The 17063-nt window shown below is 71.4% G+C and carries 17 protein-coding genes; 10 read left to right on the forward strand and 7 right to left on the reverse strand.

Going from position 1 to position 17063, the window contains the following annotated elements; translation table 11 throughout:
• Positions 1-9 precede the first annotated feature (9 nt).
• The 5 genes from ACSU1G_RS20875 to ACSU1G_RS20895 are packed head-to-tail and all read left to right on the forward strand — an operon-like array spanning position 10 to position 3506.
• Entirely contained in the window at positions 10-672 is a 663-nt protein-coding gene (locus tag ACSU1G_RS20875) for an ABC transporter permease (RefSeq protein ID WP_439281920.1), read from the forward strand.
• Positions 669-1352: an ABC transporter permease gene (locus ACSU1G_RS20880; protein WP_439281921.1), complete on the forward strand. Its 684-nt coding sequence runs from the start codon at positions 669-671 to the stop codon at positions 1350-1352. The genes ACSU1G_RS20875 and ACSU1G_RS20880 overlap by 4 nt, the downstream gene beginning before the upstream one ends.
• Before the next feature lie 9 nt (positions 1353-1361).
• Positions 1362-2306 carry an ABC transporter substrate-binding protein gene (locus ACSU1G_RS20885; protein ID WP_439281922.1) on the forward strand — a complete coding sequence of 315 codons (945 nt, stop codon included), beginning with the start codon at positions 1362-1364 and terminating at the stop codon, positions 2304-2306.
• A 4-nt stretch (positions 2307-2310) separates the two neighbouring features.
• Complete coding sequence (locus ACSU1G_RS20890) at positions 2311-2712, forward strand: hypothetical protein (RefSeq protein WP_439281923.1); 402 nt, start codon at positions 2311-2313, stop codon at positions 2710-2712.
• Entirely contained in the window at positions 2709-3506 is a 798-nt protein-coding gene (locus ACSU1G_RS20895) for a spermidine synthase (protein WP_439281924.1), read from the forward strand. The genes ACSU1G_RS20890 and ACSU1G_RS20895 overlap by 4 nt, the downstream gene beginning before the upstream one ends.
• Here the strand turns inward: ACSU1G_RS20895 and ACSU1G_RS20900 are convergent, their stop codons facing one another.
• Positions 3507-4862, reverse strand: a complete 1356-nt coding sequence (locus ACSU1G_RS20900; protein ID WP_439281925.1) for a cell division protein PerM — start codon at positions 4860-4862, stop codon at positions 3507-3509.
• Positions 4863-5008: 146 nt separating this feature from the next.
• Here ACSU1G_RS20900 and ACSU1G_RS20905 point away from each other — a divergent pair, with 146 nt between their 5' ends.
• Positions 5009-6205: a glycosyltransferase family 4 protein gene (locus ACSU1G_RS20905; protein WP_439281926.1), complete on the forward strand. Its 1197-nt coding sequence runs from the start codon at positions 5009-5011 to the stop codon at positions 6203-6205.
• Between the two features lie 44 nt (positions 6206-6249).
• On the opposite strand, the gene ACSU1G_RS20910 is transcribed toward ACSU1G_RS20905, so the two are convergent.
• On the reverse strand, positions 6250-7671 hold the full coding sequence (locus tag ACSU1G_RS20910) for a DUF222 domain-containing protein (RefSeq protein ID WP_439281927.1): 1422 nt from the start codon (positions 7669-7671) through the stop codon (positions 6250-6252).
• A 152-nt stretch (positions 7672-7823) separates the two neighbouring features.
• Here ACSU1G_RS20910 and ACSU1G_RS20915 point away from each other — a divergent pair, with 152 nt between their 5' ends.
• On the forward strand, positions 7824-8891 hold the full coding sequence (locus tag ACSU1G_RS20915) for an aldo/keto reductase (protein ID WP_439281928.1): 1068 nt from the start codon (positions 7824-7826) through the stop codon (positions 8889-8891).
• 114 nt (positions 8892-9005) lie between these two features.
• Positions 9006-10346 (forward strand): NADP-specific glutamate dehydrogenase, encoded by a 1341-nt coding sequence (gene gdhA, locus ACSU1G_RS20920; protein WP_439281929.1) that lies wholly within the window; start codon positions 9006-9008, stop codon positions 10344-10346.
• 1 nt (position 10347) lies between these two features.
• Here gdhA and ACSU1G_RS20925 read toward each other — a convergent pair whose 3' ends face one another.
• Positions 10348-10749, reverse strand: a complete 402-nt coding sequence (locus ACSU1G_RS20925) for an acyl-CoA thioesterase (RefSeq protein WP_439282011.1) — start codon at positions 10747-10749, stop codon at positions 10348-10350.
• 74 nt (positions 10750-10823) lie between these two features.
• Entirely contained in the window at positions 10824-11993 is a 1170-nt protein-coding gene (locus ACSU1G_RS20930; RefSeq protein ID WP_439281930.1) for an App1 family protein, read from the reverse strand.
• 60 nt (positions 11994-12053) lie between these two features.
• On the opposite strand from ACSU1G_RS20930, the gene ACSU1G_RS20935 reads away from it, so the two are divergent.
• Both ACSU1G_RS20935 and ACSU1G_RS20940 read left to right on the forward strand, forming a co-directional pair.
• Positions 12054-13001 carry an inositol monophosphatase family protein gene (locus tag ACSU1G_RS20935; RefSeq protein ID WP_439281931.1) on the forward strand — a complete coding sequence of 316 codons (948 nt, stop codon included), beginning with the start codon at positions 12054-12056 and terminating at the stop codon, positions 12999-13001.
• Positions 13002-13140: 139 nt separating this feature from the next.
• A complete protein-coding gene (locus ACSU1G_RS20940) occupies positions 13141-13575 on the forward strand; it encodes a pyridoxamine 5'-phosphate oxidase family protein (RefSeq protein WP_439281932.1) in 435 nt (144 codons plus the stop codon).
• 76 nt (positions 13576-13651) lie between these two features.
• On the opposite strand, the gene ACSU1G_RS20945 is transcribed toward ACSU1G_RS20940, so the two are convergent.
• Genes ACSU1G_RS20945 through ACSU1G_RS20955 form a run of 3 tightly spaced genes read right to left on the reverse strand, consistent with a single transcriptional unit; the run spans position 13652 to position 17045 of the window.
• The gene (locus ACSU1G_RS20945) at positions 13652-15319 is read right to left on the reverse strand and encodes a thiamine pyrophosphate-binding protein (protein ID WP_439281933.1); all 1668 of its coding nucleotides are present in this window, start codon (positions 15317-15319) and stop codon (positions 13652-13654) included.
• The gene (gene speB / locus ACSU1G_RS20950; RefSeq protein WP_439281934.1) at positions 15316-16308 is read right to left on the reverse strand and encodes an agmatinase; all 993 of its coding nucleotides are present in this window, start codon (positions 16306-16308) and stop codon (positions 15316-15318) included. The genes ACSU1G_RS20945 and speB overlap by 4 nt, the downstream gene beginning before the upstream one ends.
• Positions 16302-17045 carry a cyclase family protein gene (locus tag ACSU1G_RS20955; RefSeq protein WP_439281935.1) on the reverse strand — a complete coding sequence of 248 codons (744 nt, stop codon included), beginning with the start codon at positions 17043-17045 and terminating at the stop codon, positions 16302-16304. The genes speB and ACSU1G_RS20955 overlap by 7 nt, the downstream gene beginning before the upstream one ends.
• Positions 17046-17063 lie beyond the last annotated feature (18 nt).

Genomic DNA, 17063 nt, shown 5'->3' on the forward strand with positions numbered 1-17063 from the left:
GCCCGCCCCATGAACTGGATCCTCGGCAACCTCCCGCTGATCGGCGAGCGACTGTGGGCGCACCTCGCCACCTCCCTGCCGGCCATCCTGCTGGCCCTGCTGATCTCCCTGCCCCTGGGATGGCTCGCGCACCGCGTCCGCATCCTGAACGGGACGGTGCTGACCGGGGCCGGGCTGATGTACGCGATCCCGTCCCTGCCGCTGTTCATCGTGCTGCCCGTGCTGCTCGGCACCGGCGTACGGGACGTGGTGAACGTGGTGGTGGCCCTGACCCTCTACGGCGTCGCCCTGCTGGTCCGCAGCGTGGCGGACGGCCTGGACTCCATCCCCCCGGAGGCCCGCAATGCCGCCCTGGCCCTGGGCTACCGGCCGTTGCGGAGGTTCCTGGCCGTGGACCTGCCGCTGGCCGGGCCGGTCATCCTCTCGGGCCTGCGCGTGGTGGCGGTCTCCACGGTGTCCCTGTGCACCGTCGGGGCCGTGCTGGGCATCCCGTCCCTGGGCCTGCTCTTCACGGACGGCTTCCAGCGCGGCATCCTCGCCCAGGTCCTCACCGGGATCCTGCTCACCGTGGCCCTGGCCCTGACCCTGGACCGGCTACTCGTGCTGCTGGGCCGGCTGCTGATGCCCTGGACGCGCCGCCCCTCCCGGAGAGCCCAGGGGGCGCGCGGATGAACCAGATCTGGGAGGCCTTCCGCTGGTGCCTCGACCCCTCGAACTGGGACGGGCCCTCCGGCCTCGGCGCCCGCTCGTTGGAACACCTCGGCTACACGGCCCTGGCCCTGCTCATCGCCTCGGCGATCGCTGTGCCGGTGGGCTGGTGGGTGGGACACACCGGTCGGGGCCGCGGGGTGGCCGTCGCCGTGTCCGGTGCGGCCCGCGCCCTGCCGACCCTGGGCGTGGTGACCCTGATGGGCCTGCTGCTGGGCATCGGGCTCACCGGGCCCATGACGGCCTTCGTCATCCTCGCCGTGCCCTCCATCCTGGCCGCGGCCTACGCGGGCTTCGAGGCCGTGGACCGCAAGGTCATCGACGCCGCCGTGGCCCAGGGCCTGACCGGAGCCCAGGTGCTGTGGCGCATCGAGGTGCCGCTCGGGCTGCCGCTGCTGATCGGCGGGCTGCGCTCGGCGGCCCTGCAGGTCATCGCCACCGCCACGCTCGCCGCCTACGTGGGCGCCGGCGGGCTCGGCCGGTTCCTCTTCCTGGGGCTGAAGACGCAGGACTACGCGATGATGCTCGGCGGCTCGCTGATCGTGGTGGCGCTCGCCATCGTCCTGGACCTGGCCTTCGCCGCCGCCGGCCGCGCCACGGTGCCCCGCGGGGTCCGGGTGGCGCGCCGGGTCCACGCCACGTAGGTTCAATCCATGACCTCACGCCTTCGCCCTCCCCACGCCGCCCGCCGCTCCCTGCTCGCCGTGGCCGCCGTCTCCGCGCTCGCCCTGACCGGCTGCGGCAGTTCAGATCCGCTCGGGGGCGGGGAGAGTACCGGCAACGACGGCGGCGGCTCGGCCGAGGCGATCGTGATCGGCTCCCAGCAGTATTACTCCAACGAGATCATCGCGGAGCTCTACGCGCAGGCCCTCGAGGCCGGTGGATACACCGTGGAGCGCGAATACCAGATCGGCCAGCGCGAGGTGTACCTGCCGGAACTCGAGTCCGGGGCGATCGACTTGCTGCCCGAGTACGGCGGCAACCTGCTGCAGTACTATGACGCGGAGTCCACCGCCACCACGCCGGACGAGATCCAGGACGCGCTCGGTGAGGCGCTGCCGGAGGGGCTGCGAGCCCTGCCCCAGGCGGAGGCGACGGACCAGGACTCCTACAACGTCACCCGCGCCTTCGCCGAGGAGCACTCGCTGGTCTCCCTGGCCGACCTGCAGTCCGTGGACGGGGCACTGAGCGTGGCCGCCAACTCCGAGTTCGAGACCCGTCCCTACGGCCCGGAGGGCCTCAGCGAGGCCTATGGCGTGGACGTCACCGTGGTTCCCGTGGAGGACTCCGGCGGCCCGCTGACCGTCAAGGCCCTCGTGGACGGGGACGTGCAGTTGGCCGACATCTACTCGGCGGACCCCTCCATCGAGACTGAGGACCTCGTCACCCTCGAGGACCCGGAGAACCTGATCCTGCCGCAGCACGTCACCCCGATCGCCTCGGAGGATGTGGACGAGGAGGCTGCCGCCGTGATCGACCAGGTCAACGCGAAGCTGACGGCGGACGAGCTGATCGGGCTGAACCGCCAGTCGGTGCAGGACCAGGCCTCCAGCGCGGACCTCGCGGCCGCCTGGCTCACGGAGCAGGGACTAGTCTGACCCGGTGAGCCAGACCGAGTCCCCCAGCACTGATCCCGATCTGAAGAAGTACCGCTCCCTGCGGGATGCGCTGCTCTGGGTGGCCGGGATGCTGCTGCTCACCTACCTCTCCTCGGTGCTGACCCTGCCGTGGAAGTCCGTGGCCCTGCTCTTCGCGCTGGCGGGTCTCGTCTGGGGGGTGGTGGCCCTGGTGCGCACCGCCCACGTGAAGTCCCCCTGGCTTCTGCGGTTCGCCACCGCGGCCGCGATGGTCGGGTGCGCCGTGTTCGGTTTCGTGGCCTCGGCCCAGATCCTGTTCTGGGACGCCACCGAGCAGTTCGAGCAGTGCACCTCCTCCGCCCTGACGGAACGTTCCCTGAAGAACTGCACCGGTACCTACACCGAACAGCTCGGCGGCCTCCGGTGACCTCCACCGTCCACCTGGGCGAGTCCGGCGAGCAGGCCCGGATCGTCCCGGATGAGCACGATGACGGCTGGGTGCTGGAGATCGGCGGTGCCGTCCAGTCGCACGTCGATCTGGCGAACCCCCGCCGGATCCGCTTCGAATACCTGCGCCGGATGGCCAACGTCCTCGACGCCGCCTGGCCGGCCGACCGACCGATCCGCATCCTCCACCTGGGGGCGGGCGCACTCACCCTCCCCCGGTACGTGCAGGCCAAGCGTCCCGGCTCCGCCCAGACCGTGGTGGACCTGGACCGGGAGCTGCCCTCCTTCGTCCTCTCCGCGTTGCCGTTGCCCGCGGGGACGGACCTGACCGTGATGATCGGGGACGCCCGCGAGGAACTGAGGAGTCTGGCCGGGCCGCACTTCGACGCCGTCGTGCTGGACATCTACACCGGGGTGGACGTGGCCGAGCACCTCACGGGTCAGGACTTCTACGGCGAGCTGCTGGCATCCCTCACCCGGGACGGCGTGCTGCTGGTGAACATCGGGGACGACGCCGGCCTCCACTTCCTCGGCCCGCAGGCCTCCGCGCTGGAGCTGGCCTGCGCCGGGTCGGGCCTGTCCGGCGCCTGGGCGCTGGCGGACGCGACCCTGCTGGAGCGGGCACAGACCGGCAACGTGGTCCTGGCCGCCGGTGGTGCGCTGGCCACCGATGATCCCGAGGCACTGCGCTCGGCCCTGCTGGCCGCCGGGCCGCACCCGGCCGCCGTCCTGGACCCGGCACAGACTGCGGCACTGGCCGCCCGCCTGGGTTAGTCAGCCGTCCCGGGCCGCGCGGCCGCCGTCGTGGTCCTCGCCGTCAGACTCCTGGTCCCAGGCTTCCGGCAGGACCAGCTCGTATCCTTCCCAGAGCGGGGAGACGAGGTATCCGAACATGGCGCCGAGCCCCACGAGCCCGCCGAGCATGAGGGCCGCCAGCCAGGCCTCCGGCCCCAGCTCGACGAGCCGGCCCACCCCGAGCGAACCGGTCGAGAGCCAGAAGGGCACCACGGCGAGCGCCGCCGTCGCCATCGCCACGAACACGCCGAGGGCGAGGGTGGACAGCGTCATGGAGGCCCAGCGGGCCGGGATCTTCAGGGACAGCCACTCGTCGAAGTGGTTCTCGCCCTCACGCAGCAGCCACCAGCCGGCCAGGAAGCCGGCGAGCACGGGCAGCAGCAGGAACACCCAGGACCACGCCGGCTCCAGCCCCACGGGCAGGGCGGTGAGCACCGGGATGGCGGGCTGGGGGCCCACGGCGGTCTGCAGCGGGGCCACCACGGAGCCGCTGCCGAGACTGAACCCGGCGCCGGAGGTCCAGGCCAGGGTCCACATGGCCAGGTTCGGCATGACGCCGAGCTGGGCCACGGTGACCACGAGCCCGCCCCAGATCCCGGCGCCGAGCTCCTGGTAGACCTGCGCCACATCGGCCCAGTGCAGGCCGATCTGCACGGCCATCAGTGCCGCGGCCAGGCCGAAGGCGGCCACCAGCCCCACGGCGCCGGCCCGCACCACGGACCACACGTAGGACCCCGCCCAGCGCGAGTGCTGGGAGAGCCGCTCGATCCGATCGGCCAGGTCGACGCCGATCAGCCGGCCCCAGGATCCGGCCTCACGCCGGGCACCGGCCAGCAGGGCACAGACCATGACGAGGGTCGGGAGGAGCGTGCCCCACAGCGGGTTGATGGAGACCATCCCGTTCGGCACCAGCAGCGAGGTCATCAGCCCCACCAGGGCGTAGGTGCCCGCCCCGCCGGCCAGGGGCTGCCAGATCTGGTCCCGGTAGGAGGCCCGGGCCAACCGGCGGCCGGCACGCCAGCCCAGGAACAGCGGCAGCAGCAGCAGCCCCCAGGGCAGGAACCAGAAGGTGCCGACCTGGGTGTCGGCCGAGGTGGTGGCCGACTCGATGGTCAGGTGCAGCGGCACCCCGTGGATCCCCAGCCAGACCTGCCCGCCCATCCGCGCGATGAAATCGATCCCGGTGGCGGCGAACCCGCCCCCGGACCAGATGACCACCAGGGGGATCAGCACGAGCATCGCCGAGATCACCGCGGCGATGAGTACCTCGATCGCACCCTGCACCCACAGGGGCAGGGGCAGGGGCTTCAGGGCACGGCTGTTTCGGGCGTTCATATCATCGTCTATGGTGCCACCCGGCCGGCGGGCGCCCCGGGAACGGCGTGGCGTGCCGGGAGGCGTACCGAGAGTTCACCCGGCCGACATGTGACTGCCACCGCCTCGCGTGGCGGACGTCGAACGGAGCCGGTAATCCTGAGACCGTGAGAGTAGCCGTGGTCGCTGAATCCTTCCTGCCGCACATGAACGGTGTCACCCACTCCATCCTCCAGGTGCTGCGCCATCTGAGGAGTAGGGGGGACGACGTCCTGGTGATCGCCCCCTCGTCCTCCTGGATGGACGATGAGGCACCCGCCGAGGTGGAGGGCTACCCCGTCCACCGCCTGCCCTCCATCCCCCTGCAGGGTTACACCAACGTCCGGGTGGCCGCCGGAACCGTCAACCGGGTCCGCCGGATCCTCGAACAGTTCGAGCCCGACGTCGTCCACATCGCCTCCCCCTTCATCCTCGGCTGGCGCGCGGTGCAGGCCGCAAACGCCCTGGGGCTGCCCAGCGTGTGCATCTACCAGACCGAGGTCCCCAACTATGCGGCCCGCTATGGGTTCCCCTGGCTGGAGGACGTCCTCTGGCAGCACGTCGAGCGCATCCACGATCAGGCCACGCTCACCGTGGCACCCTCCAGCTTCTGTGTGGACCAGTTGCACGGGCGCGGTGTCCAGCGCGTGCACCTCTGGCGCCGCGGGGTGGACACCGCCCGGTTCCACCCCTCCAAGCGGGATACGGCCCTGCGTGCGGAACTGGCCCCGAACGGCGAGCGGCTCATCGGCTTCGTCGGCCGGCTGGCTTCCGAGAAGCAGGTGGCGGACCTCGCCGTGTTGAGCGACCTACCGGGGACCCGGCTGGTGATCGTCGGCTCCGGACCGCTGAAGGACTCGCTGAAGAAGAAGCTGCCCGGTGCCCACTTCGCCGGTTTCCAGGGTGGGGAGGACCTGGCCCGCCACGTGGCCAGCTTCGACCTGTTCGTGCACCCCGGAGAGTCCGAGACGTTCTGCCAGACCATCCAGGAGGCCATGGCCTCGGGCGTACCCGTGGTCGCCGTGGGCCGCGGCGGTCCCCTCGACCTCGTGGACGCCTCCCGCACCGGATGGCTCTACGGCCCTGGGGACCTGGTCGAACTCCGCGAGCGCGTCAAGGACCTGGTCTACGACGACGTCAAACGCCGCGCCTTCGCCGAGACCGCCTTCCAGACGGTGCAGGGGCGGACGTGGCCGGTGCTGTGCGAACAGCTGGTCGGCTACTACGAACGGGCCATCCGCGTGCGGAACCGCCAGAACGACGTGTACGTGCGCACCTACCTGGAGCAGAGCTCCGGTTGGGATGGGTGGCTGCTGCCCCGCTGACCTGAGCCGGTGCTGTGCCCGTGGTCCGTGCCGGTGCCGGATGGTCAGGCGGCCTGCCCCGGCTCCGGCCCCCACCGCCGCTCGGGTGGTGCGAACGGCCGCACCGGCATGGCATAGACGTGGCCGGTGGGCGTGCGGACCTCCAGTCCGTCAGGGCCGGGCCGGTGGTTCCACCCCGGCTGCTCCTTCATGAAGTTGCAGCGGGCGCAGAGTCCCGAGCCGTTCTCCCAGCTCGTGGGTCCGCCCTCCCGGTGGGGCACGGCGTGGTCCACGTGCCGGATCGGCGCATCGCAGTAGGGCGTCCGGCAGAGGTCGTCCCGCAGCAGCACCATCCGTCTCAGCAGTTCCGGGAACGTCCGCTGCTTCGAGTCCATGGCCACCAGGTTCTTGGTCTCCGGCGCCAGGTACAGACGCCGCAGGTAGATCTCAGCCTCCGTACGGCCCAGGATCTGGCGGGCGTACTCGGCCGGAACCGGCCCGTGCCCCGGCAGCCATGCGGGGGTGTCCTCCCCGTCCAACAGGGCGGCATCCGTCATGACGAGCTGGATCTCCACCGAGATGTCCGCGGCCCGTTCCTGCCCGCTGAGGCGCTCCACCATGGCATCCGCCATGATCTGGTGCGGGGTGCGGCCCGCTGCCTCCCCGGCTGCTGTCACGGAGGCCGCGTGCTGCATGAGAGCTCGCCGGCAGGCCACCGCCTGTTCCAGGGGTAGCAATGCTGTCAGGTACCCCATGCCGTCCTTGGCCGGCTGGACAGTGACGTGCCGGGACTCGGCGGCACGGTCGAAGTGCTCGGTGGCGGCCACGGGATCCTGGCGGATCGCCTCCTGCCGCACCTCGTTGATCAGGTGGCGGTCCCCCAGGAACGGCATCCGTTCGGCCAGGGCCTCGTCCACCCGGCGGCGGGCTGCCGGAGGGAGCCAATGGGTCTCCCGCTCCAGGACGGCGGCCCGGTCCTCGCTGATCTGCCCGGAGGTCAGGGCCGCCAGGGCGTGCGGCATGTCCTGCACGAGGTGGCGTGCCAGCCGCAGCCGTGAGCGTCCACGATGCGGGGATTCGCGACGGGCCAGGCCGACCTCGCCGCTCACGCCTCGGCCGAAATCACCCTTCGCCCGCCCGTGGGCCGCGTCCTCCCACTGGCGGTGCTCGTTGAGCACCACGGTCTCCCGCGCCTGGGCCGCGGCGCAGGCGGCCTTCAGCTCCTCCAGCACGCGGATCCGGTCCACGGCCTCGGCCGGATCGACTGCCGGCTCCATGGCGCCCAGGGCCTCGCGGATCCGGATCAGGTCGACGGCATCCCGGGGTGGGCTGGGCGACTCGGGCACCTGGGGCGCCCCCGGTGGCTCGGGTGGGCTGGGCGGCTCGGGTGGGCTGGGTGGCTCGGGTGGGCTGGGCGGCTCGGGTGGGCTGGGCGGCTCGGGTGGGCTGGGCGGCTCGGGTGCCCCCGGGGGGTGATCTTCGAACATGTCTTCGACTCTAGGTGTGACCTCAGACACGATAGCGTCCGGCCGCGTGCAGCGCCTCTTCCGGTGGGCGACACGGCGTCCCGGGACACCTGTGCAGTACGGCGCCTGCCCCGTGACATGCCCCGTGACCTGTCCTGCCCTACCCTCAGAGCATGAGCTCCGCCCGCCGCACCGACCTCCCCCCGCACCTCACCACTCACCTCACCACAGATCTCTCCACGCCCCGCGCCCTCGCCGGACGCACCGTACGTCCGGTGGGCCTCGGCTGCATGAACCTCAACCACGGGTACTCGGACTTCCCCACGGAAGAGGACGCCACGGCCCTGATCCACACAGCCCTGGACGCCGGTGTGGACCACTTCGACACCGCCACCCTCTACGGCAGCGGACGCAACGAGGAGCTCGTGGGCCGCGCCCTGGGCACGCACCGGAAGGAGGTCTTCCTGGCCTCCAAGGGTGGACTGACCGGCGCCACCCGGGAGAAGGCAGGCGGCGTCGACGGCCGGCCGGAGACTCTGAAGCTCCAGGTCGAGGACTCCCTGCGTCGCCTCGGCACAGACTTCATCGACCTCTACTACCTGCACCGGCTTGACCGACAGGTCCCCGTGGAGGACAGCGCCGGCGCCCTGGCCGAGCTGATCCAGTCCGGGAAGATCGGCGCCTACGGCCTCTCCGAGGTCTCCGCCGCCACTTTGGAACGGGCCCACGCCGTGCACCCCGTGGCCGCCGTCCAGAACGAGTACTCCCTGTGGACGCGCAACCCCGAATGGGGACTGCTGGACGCCTGCCGCCGCACCGGCACCACCCTCGTGGCCTTCTCCCCCGTGGGGCGCGCGTTCCTCACCGGCGCCCTGCAGGACCCGGCCGCACTGCCCGCCGGTGACATGCGCCACCGCATGCCGCGCTTCTCCGCCGAGCACTACCCGGCCAACCGCGCCCTGCTGGAGCCCCTCCGAGCCGAGGCCGAACGCCTGGGTGCCACGCCGGCGTCGTTGTCCATCGCCTGGCTGCTCGCCCAGGGACCGGAGGTCCTCGCCATCCCGGGCACGACGTCGGCCGCGCACCTGGCCGAGGACCGTGCCGCCGAGCAGGTGGTCCTGTCGGTCCGGGACGTGGCGCGGGTCGGCGCGATCATCAACCACGCCACGGTGCACGGTCACCGGTACGCGGAATCGCAGCGCGCGACCATCGACACGGAGGACGCCCCGGCGCACGAATGAGGCACCGTCACGCTTTCTGCTGTTGACGGACGGGCCGGTACAGTAGTCCCGGCCGCACCCTGTCAGGGGATGCCCGCCCGTCAAGGGAGGCCACCGAGGAAAGCGAGGACGGACATGGAACAGGGTCTGGAAAACCTACGGAACGAAGTGTTCCGCCGCAACCCCGGCGAAAGCGAATTCCACCAGGCCGTGACCGAGGTCTTCGAAGCCCTCGGCCCCGTGGTCAACCGCCATCCCGAATACGTTGAATCCGGCATCCTGCGCCGCATGTGCGAGCCTGAGCGCCAGATCATCTTCCGCGTCGCCTGGGTGGATGACAACGGTTCCGTGCAGATCAACCGAGGCTTCCGCGTGGAGTTCAACTCAGCCCTCGGCCCCTTCAAGGGCGGCCTGCGGTTCCACCCCTCCGTGTACCTGGGCATCGTCAAGTTCCTCGGTTTCGAACAGATCTTCAAGAACGCCCTGACCGGCATGCCGATCGGTGGCGGCAAGGGCGGCTCGGACTTCAATCCGGCCGGACGCTCGGACGCGGAAATCATGCGCTTCTGCCAGTCCTTCATGACCGAGCTCTACCGCCACATCGGCGAGTACACGGATGTCCCCGCCGGGGACATCGGCGTGGGCTCCCGGGAGATCGGCTACCTGTTCGGCCAGTACAAGCGCATCACCAACCGCTTCGAGTCCGGGGTGCTCACCGGCAAGGGCATGTCCTGGGGCGGCTCGCTGGTCCGCCCGGAGGCCACCGGCTACGGCGCCGTGATGTTCGCGGACCAGATGCTGCGCACCAAGGGCCAGACCATGGACGGCCAGACCGTCCTCGTCTCCGGCTCCGGCAACGTGGCCCTCAACGCGATCGCCAAGTCCCAGCAGCTCGGGGCCAAGGCCATCACCGCCTCGGACTCCTCCGGTTATGTGGTGGATGAGGACGGCATCGACCTTGACCTGCTGCGGGAGATCAAGGAGATCAGGCGCGGCCGCATCGCCGAGTACGCCGAGCAGCGCGGCAGCAGGGCCCGCTTCGTCGCGGACGGCAGCGTCTGGGATGTCCCGGGCACCGTGGCCGTGCCCTCGGCCACCCAGAACGAGCTGGATGACCGGGCCGCGAAGACCCTCATCGAGAACGGCCTGGTCGCCCTGGCCGAGGGGGCCAACATGCCCTCCACCCAGAAGGCCACCGAGCTGTTCATCGAGGCCGACGTGCTGTTCGGCCCCGGCAAGGCCGCCAACGCCGGCGGCGTGGCCACCTCGGCCCTGGAGATGCAGCAGAACGCCTCCCGGGACACCTGGAGCTTCGATCACACCCACGACAAGCTCGAGCAGATCATGACCGACCTGCACGCCCGCTGCCTCGAGACGGCGGACAAGTACGGCACCCCGGGCAACTACGTGGTGGGTGCCAACATCGCCGGGTTCGTCAAGGTCGCCGACGCCATGCTGGCCCAGGGCGTCATCTGACTCAGCCCCCGATGTGGTTGAGGGTGTCCCGCTGGGACGCGCTCAGCCGCACGGGCCGGCCGGTGGCCGAGTCCACGAAGACCATGGTGGTGGTGGCGGTGACGCATTCCGTCTCGTCCACGCCGTCCCGGAGGGAATAGGCCACCTCGATCGAGGCCCCCTTCACGGCGGCCACCCACACCCACACCCGGACCGGGACCGTCCGGTACTCCAGGGGCCGCCGGTAGCGGATCCGGTGTTCGGCGATCAGCGTCTGCACCGTGTCCGGCACCCCGTCCAGCAGGGACACCGGTGCCGGCGGCCCGGCCGCACCCGTTCCCGCGGGCACGCCGAAGGCGTGGACGCGGGCCTCCTCCAGGATCGCGGCGATCCGCACGTTGTTCACGTGGCCGTAGGCATCCATGTCCCCCCAGCGCAGGGGGACGTCCACGCGGACCCCTGGCCCGCCGCCGTCGGGCCGGGCCTCGAGGGTCCCACTCACTCCGGCACCACCACGGGCAGCTGGGAGGTCATCGGCCAGCTCTGTGGTCTCGCCTCGCCGCGGCCGGTCTCCAGGATGCCGAGTCCTTCGAGCTGGCCGGCCAGGTTGGCGCCGTCCGGCCCGTAGCACCAGGGCACCCCCGGCGTGCTGTCCCGGGGATCCTCAGCACGGCCACCGGCGAGGACCGCCTGGGAGGGGGTCAGCTGGCGGATGACGATGGCGCGCACCTTGTCCGGGTGGCGGCGCGCGAAGTCGGCGTAGATCTCGGGGTCATGCTGGCCGTCGTCCCCGATCAGCAGCCAGCGCACGCCGGGGAAGTCCCGCGCCAGGCGGTCCAGCTGGATGACCTTGTGCTCCATGCCGGAGCGGAACCAACGGTCCTCCGTGGGACCCCAGCTGGTCAGCAGCAGCGGGCCGAAGGGGTAGAGGTTGCGGGAGAGGAAGCGGGAGAGGGTCTGGGCCACGTTCCACGCTCCCGTGGAGAGGTAGACAACCGGGGAGTCGGGTTGCTGGTTCAGCAGCCGGTGCAGCATCACGGCCATGCCCGGGGTCGGGGTGCGGGCGTGCTCGTCCAGGACGAAGGAGTTCCAGGCGGCCAGGAAGGGACGCGGCAGGTACGTCACCACCACCGTGTCATCGATGTCCGAGACCACGCCGGTCACCACGTGGTCATCCACGATGTACACGTCCGAGAAGGAGGGTTCGCTGCCGTTGGCCTGCAACGTGACGGTCTGCCAGCCCGGTTCCATGACCGCCTCGACCACGGTGTCCACCACGCCGCCGCGGTCCGCCCGGACCGTGACCGTCCGGCCCCCGGCGGTCACCTCCACCAGGGCGTAGGGCACGGGCGGTGAGGTGAAGTTGTGCCAGCCGCGCACGCCGTCCTCGACCATCTTGGCCAACCGGCGGCCGTTCTCGAAGGCCTCATCCGGGGCCATCACCACGCGCGAGAGCACCCGGACCCACCCGGTGGTGCCGTAGCCGGTGAACGACATCACCGTGGGCATGAGGCCGCGGCGGACGGCTGACTTGCGCCGGAAGGCGTGCCACCGGTCCTGGAGCATGGTGGCCACGTGTTCGGTGATGAGGACTTCCCGGTCCTCGAGCAGCGGGGACGGTGGGGCGCCCTCGGCAGCAGCATGCAGGGAAGGAGTCCGATCGGCCATGCATCCAGTATTCACCACCTCGCTGATCCTGATCACATCGGTGACTACTAGGCTGGCCGCATGTCGCTCCCCTCCCCCGGCGAATTGCGCCGCCTGGCCCAATCCGCCGCCACCGCCTGCGCCCCCCGACTGGTCGAGGCCTTCCGGGCGGAGCCCGACGGGCTCCAGCTGAGCACCAAGCGCAACACCCACGACCTCGTCACCGTGCACGACCGCGCCACGGAGGACGAGCTGGTCCGCCTGCTCGGTGCGGCGGTGCCCGGCAGCCGCTTCGTCGGCGAGGAGGGCGGTGCCCGCGGCACGGACACCGGGCACGACGCCGGCCCCCTCACCTCCCCCGGCCCGCTCGCCACCTCCACCCCGGACCGGCTCGAATGGATCGTCGACCCGATCGACGGGACGGCGAACTTCGCCCACGGCTTCGCGATGTTCTCCATCTCGATCGCCGCCGCCGTGGACGGCGAGGTGGTGGCCGGCGTGGTGCTGGACCCGGTGAACGGCCTCGAGTTCTCCGCCGACGATGCCGGGGCGTACCTCAACGGCGAGCGCTTCGGCGCGGCGTGTGCCGGGGATGCCGCCGCCGCGGATGCCGCGGTCACCCCTGACGAATCCGCCCTGAACCTCGTGACCTCCTACCCCTCGGCCGAGGCCCTGACGGTGGACGGCCCCGTGGCCTTGGAGCGCTTCGGCCGGCTCGTGGACTCCTACGCCACCGTGCGCCGCACCGTCTCCGGGGCTCTGGAGCTGGCCTACACGGCGATCGGCTGGGCGGACGTGACCTTGGGGGTGGACACCAACCCCTGGGATGTGGGGGTCGGCCAGCTGCTCGTGCGCCGGGCCGGCGGCCACTACCTGGGACTGTTCTATGACACCCACGGCCCCGAGCGCCGCCCCGCGCACCTGGCCCCGTGTTATGTGGCCGTGGCCCCGGGGCGCACCGCGCCGACGGCGGTGCGCGTGTTGGAGGAGACCGTCGCGGTCCGCCGGGCGGCCGGGTATACGCGCTAGTCCGCCGCCATCTGCCGGGATCGGATCCGGTCAGCACTAGCAGGAACGCGCCGAGCACGGGAGAATGGAATCACCGACTGACCGGGCAGGACACCACACCACCAGGCAGATCAGCACCCAGACCACAGGAGACCGGCCCATGATGTTCGACCACCCCGATGGCGAGGCCATCCTCGTCCTGGACGAGGGGCAGTGCTGGCAGCTGCTGGAGAACACCCGGCACGGTCGGCTCGGGTTGCGGGTCAATGACGAGCTGGACCTGGTCCCGGTGAACATCAAGGCCCACGACCAGAAGATCTACTTCCGTTCCGCCCCGGGCAACAAGCTGGCCGAACTGACCATCAACCCCAAGATCCTCGTGGAGGCGGACGGCATCCTCTCGGACCAGGCCTGGTCCGTACTGGCCCGCGGCACGGCCCGCGTCCTGGAGACCGATGCGGAGATCGAATTCGCCGAGTCACTGGGTATTGACCCCTGGGTCCCCACGTACAAGGATTTCTATATAGAGGTAGATGTCAGCCGGGTGACCGGTCGGCATTTCATCTTCGGTGAGCATCCCGAGCGCTTCGAATAGCAGCCGGACGCACACCAAACCATTTGACCCCCGGGAGCTGACGCTTCTCCGGGGGTCAGATGCGTCCGGGGGCCCTTCACTCCAGGTGCGAGGGACTCCACATCCTCAGCAGGGTCTTGACCACGACGACGGCCGGCCCCTTCCGCTGCCAGGTGCGGTTCAGGGCGGGGCCCACCTGATCCACCGGGACCTCTTCGGCGGGCACCCCGAAGGAGCGGGCCAGGGCCACGAAGTCGGGCCGGTGCAGCTCGGTGGCGGTGGCCCGGCCGAAGGCGCCCTCCATGTACTCGCGCAGGATCCCGTAACCGCCGTCGTCCACGATCAGCCACGTCACGTCCGCGGAGTGCTGCACGGCCGAGGCCAGCTCGGCGATCGAGTACATGGCCGAGCCGTCCCCGGCCACGGCCAGCGTGCGCTCGCCGAGGCCGAGGGCTCCGCCGATCGCGGCCGGGAACGCGTAGCCCAGCCCGCCGGCCCCCTGGGCGGAGTGGAACTGGCCGGATAACGCGTCCCAGCAGTTCCAGCCCCAGTAGGCGGCGATGGTCATGTCCCAATAGGTCTGCATCCCCGCCGGCACGGCGGCGCGCACGTCCGCCATGAAACGCCGCTCGCGGCCCAGGTCCTGGGCGTCCAGCCGGGCAGCCACCTTCGCGTTGACCTCCGCCACGGCCTCGGCGGCGGTGCGGCCGTGCCAGTCCGGGCGCACCGGACCCGTGGGCTCCTCGGGGCCCGAGGCCGGCACCGAGGCCAAGGCGTCGGCGAGCGCGGACAGGGCCTGGCCGGCGTCGGCCCTCACGCCGAGGGTGGGGAAATTGGACTCGAGCACGCGGGGTTCGGCGTCCACCTGGATGAGCCGGCCGCGCGGGACCAGGGTGAAGTAGTTGGAGGTGACCTCACCGAGTGAGGAACCCACCACGAGCAGCACCTCGGCGTCCTCGAGCAGGTCCGTGACGTGACGGTCCTCCACCCAGGAGCCGAGGGAGAGCGGGTGCTCCCAGGGGAAGGCCGTGTTACCGCCGGGGGTGCAGACCACGGGCGCGTCCAGCAGCTCGGCCACCCGCAAAAGGTGCTGCTGTGCATCCTGCGTGGAGCGGCGCACCCCGCCGCCGGCCACGATCGCGGTCCGGCGTGAGGCGGCGAGCCAGCGCACGGACTCCTCCACCAGTTCGGCCCGCGGCGGGTGGTCGTAGGGCACGGCCAGGGCGTCCACCACGGGCGGGACCAGGACCTGGCCCAGCAGCACGTCCTGCGGGACCTCCACCCACACCGGGCCCTGCGGCACGGTGACGGCCTCGGTCCAGGCGTCCTGGATGGCCGAGGGGATCCCGGAGGCGTGATGCACGCTGAACTGCGCCTTGGTGACGTTCTGTGCGGAGGCCTTCTGGTCGTCGAGTTGGTGCAGCATGCCCTTGCGCCGCGCCCCGAGCCCGGACAGCGGGATCTGCGAGGCCACCACGAGCATCGGGACTCCGGTGGCGTAGGCCTCCTGCAGCCCCGCCAGGGAGGTCAGCGCGCCGGGTCCGGTGGAGAGGAAGAGCACCCCGACCTCTCCGGTGGCCCGCGCGTAGCCGTCCGCGGCGAAGGCGGCGTTGTTCTCCACGCGGGAGGAGACGTAGGACAGCTCCGAGCGGGACAGGGCGTCGAAGAGCCCGAGCGCGTGCTGGCCCGGGATGCCGAACACGGTGCGGGCACCCAGGGACGTCAGGGTCTCGATGACGAGGTCACCACCGTTGCGGGCGGTCATGCGCCGCTCCCCCGCCCTTCGCCCAGCAGCCCGATCAGGTCGTAGGCCACGTGGGCGGCCGCGATCCCGGTGAGCTCGGCGTGGTCATAGGCCGGGGCCACCTCCACGACGTCGGCGCCCACCAGGTTCGCCCCGCGCAGCCCCCGCAGGATCTCCAGCAGCTCCCGGCTGGTCATCCCGCCGGCCTCCGGGGTGCCGGTGCCGGGTGCGTGGGCGGGGTCCAGGACGTCGATGTCCACGGAGAGGTAGAGCGGGCGGTCGCCGATGCGCTCGGCGAGCCGGGCCGCCACGGCGTCCGCACCCTGCCGGTAGACGTCCGCGGAGGTGACGATCCCGAAGCCGAGCCGGGTGTCGTCGTCGAGGTCCTGTCGGCCGTAGAGCGGGCCGCGGGTGCCCACGTGGCAGGCGGCCTCCGTGTCCAGCAGGCCCTCCTCGGCGGCCCGCCGGAACGGGGTGCCGTGCGTGTAGGCGGCGCCGAAGTAGGTGTCCCAGGTGTCCAGGTGGGCGTCGAAGTGCAGCAGGGCCACCGGGGATCCGGCCCGCTCGGCGGCAGCCCGCAGCAGGGGTAGGGCGATGGTGTGGTCGCCGCCGATCGCCACCAGACTGGCCCCGTCCGCGGTCAGGTCCAGGGCATCGGCCTGGATGGTGGCGATGGCCTCGTCGATGTCGAAGGGGTTGATGGCCATGTCGCCGGCGTCCGCCACCTGTACCTGGGCGAAGGGGGAGGTGTCCGTGGCCGGGTTGTACGGGCGCAGCAATCGGGAGGACTGGCGCACGTGCCCTGGCCCGAACCGTGCGCCGGGCCGGTAGGAGACCCCGGCGTCGAAGGGCACGCCGACCACCTTGATGTCGGCCCGCTGTCCGGCGGCCTCGACCTCGTCCAGCCGAGGCAGCAGGGCGAAGGTCGGGGCGCCGCTGTAGCGCGGGACCACGGTGGAGTCCACCGGACCGAGGTTCCCGTTCTCGGTGATGCGGGGGCGGTTCAGCATGGTGGGGTCCTTTCGTCGGGTCCTCGATGACGGGCGACCGCCCGGGCCGGGGCACCGTCACGGCCGGCCAGTGGCAGGGGGTAGACGCCCACGGTGATCGTGGCCGTCCAATCCGCTCCGCGGTCGGGGTCCTGCGCCGTGCCCGGCGGCCGGAAGCAGTCCAGGCCGGTGAGGTTCTCCACCAGGATGCCGTCGTGGCCGAGGAAGACCCGGTGTACCGGTAGCCCGGTTGCCGCGGCGGAATCGGGGCTGGCGGTGTCGATACCGAGCAGTCGGGCCCCGGCATCCCAGAGCAACCGGGCGGCGTCCTCCGTCAGGTGGGCGGGGTGGAGTTCGGCCGCCCCGGTGTGTACGAGCACCCGCGGGGGCAGCGTTGCCGCAGGAGTGGCCGGCCCGTCCGGCCCGGCCGGTCCGAACCGTCCGATCAGGGGGCGCAGTCGGTCAGCGGTGATGGGCGCGTGGGGGCCGAGGCCTTCCAGGCCCAGGATGACGGCGGGTCCACAGAGCTCGGCCAGTTCCAGCCGGTCCACGGTCCGCCCACCGGGCACCAGGTGCGCGGGCGCGTCCACATGGGTGCCGGTGTGGGATCCGAGGCAGAGGTGGCTGACCCACGCGCCGTCGTGTTCGAGCGTCAGGGCCGTGCCGATCTCCACGGCAGGGTCGCCGGGGACGACGGGCATCCCCGTGCTGATCGGACGCGTCAGGTCCTTCCACGGGTGGTTGCTCGAGGTCGGCACCCGTTCACCGTAGGCCGG

The organism is Microbacterium sp. A93 (assembly GCF_051842835.1).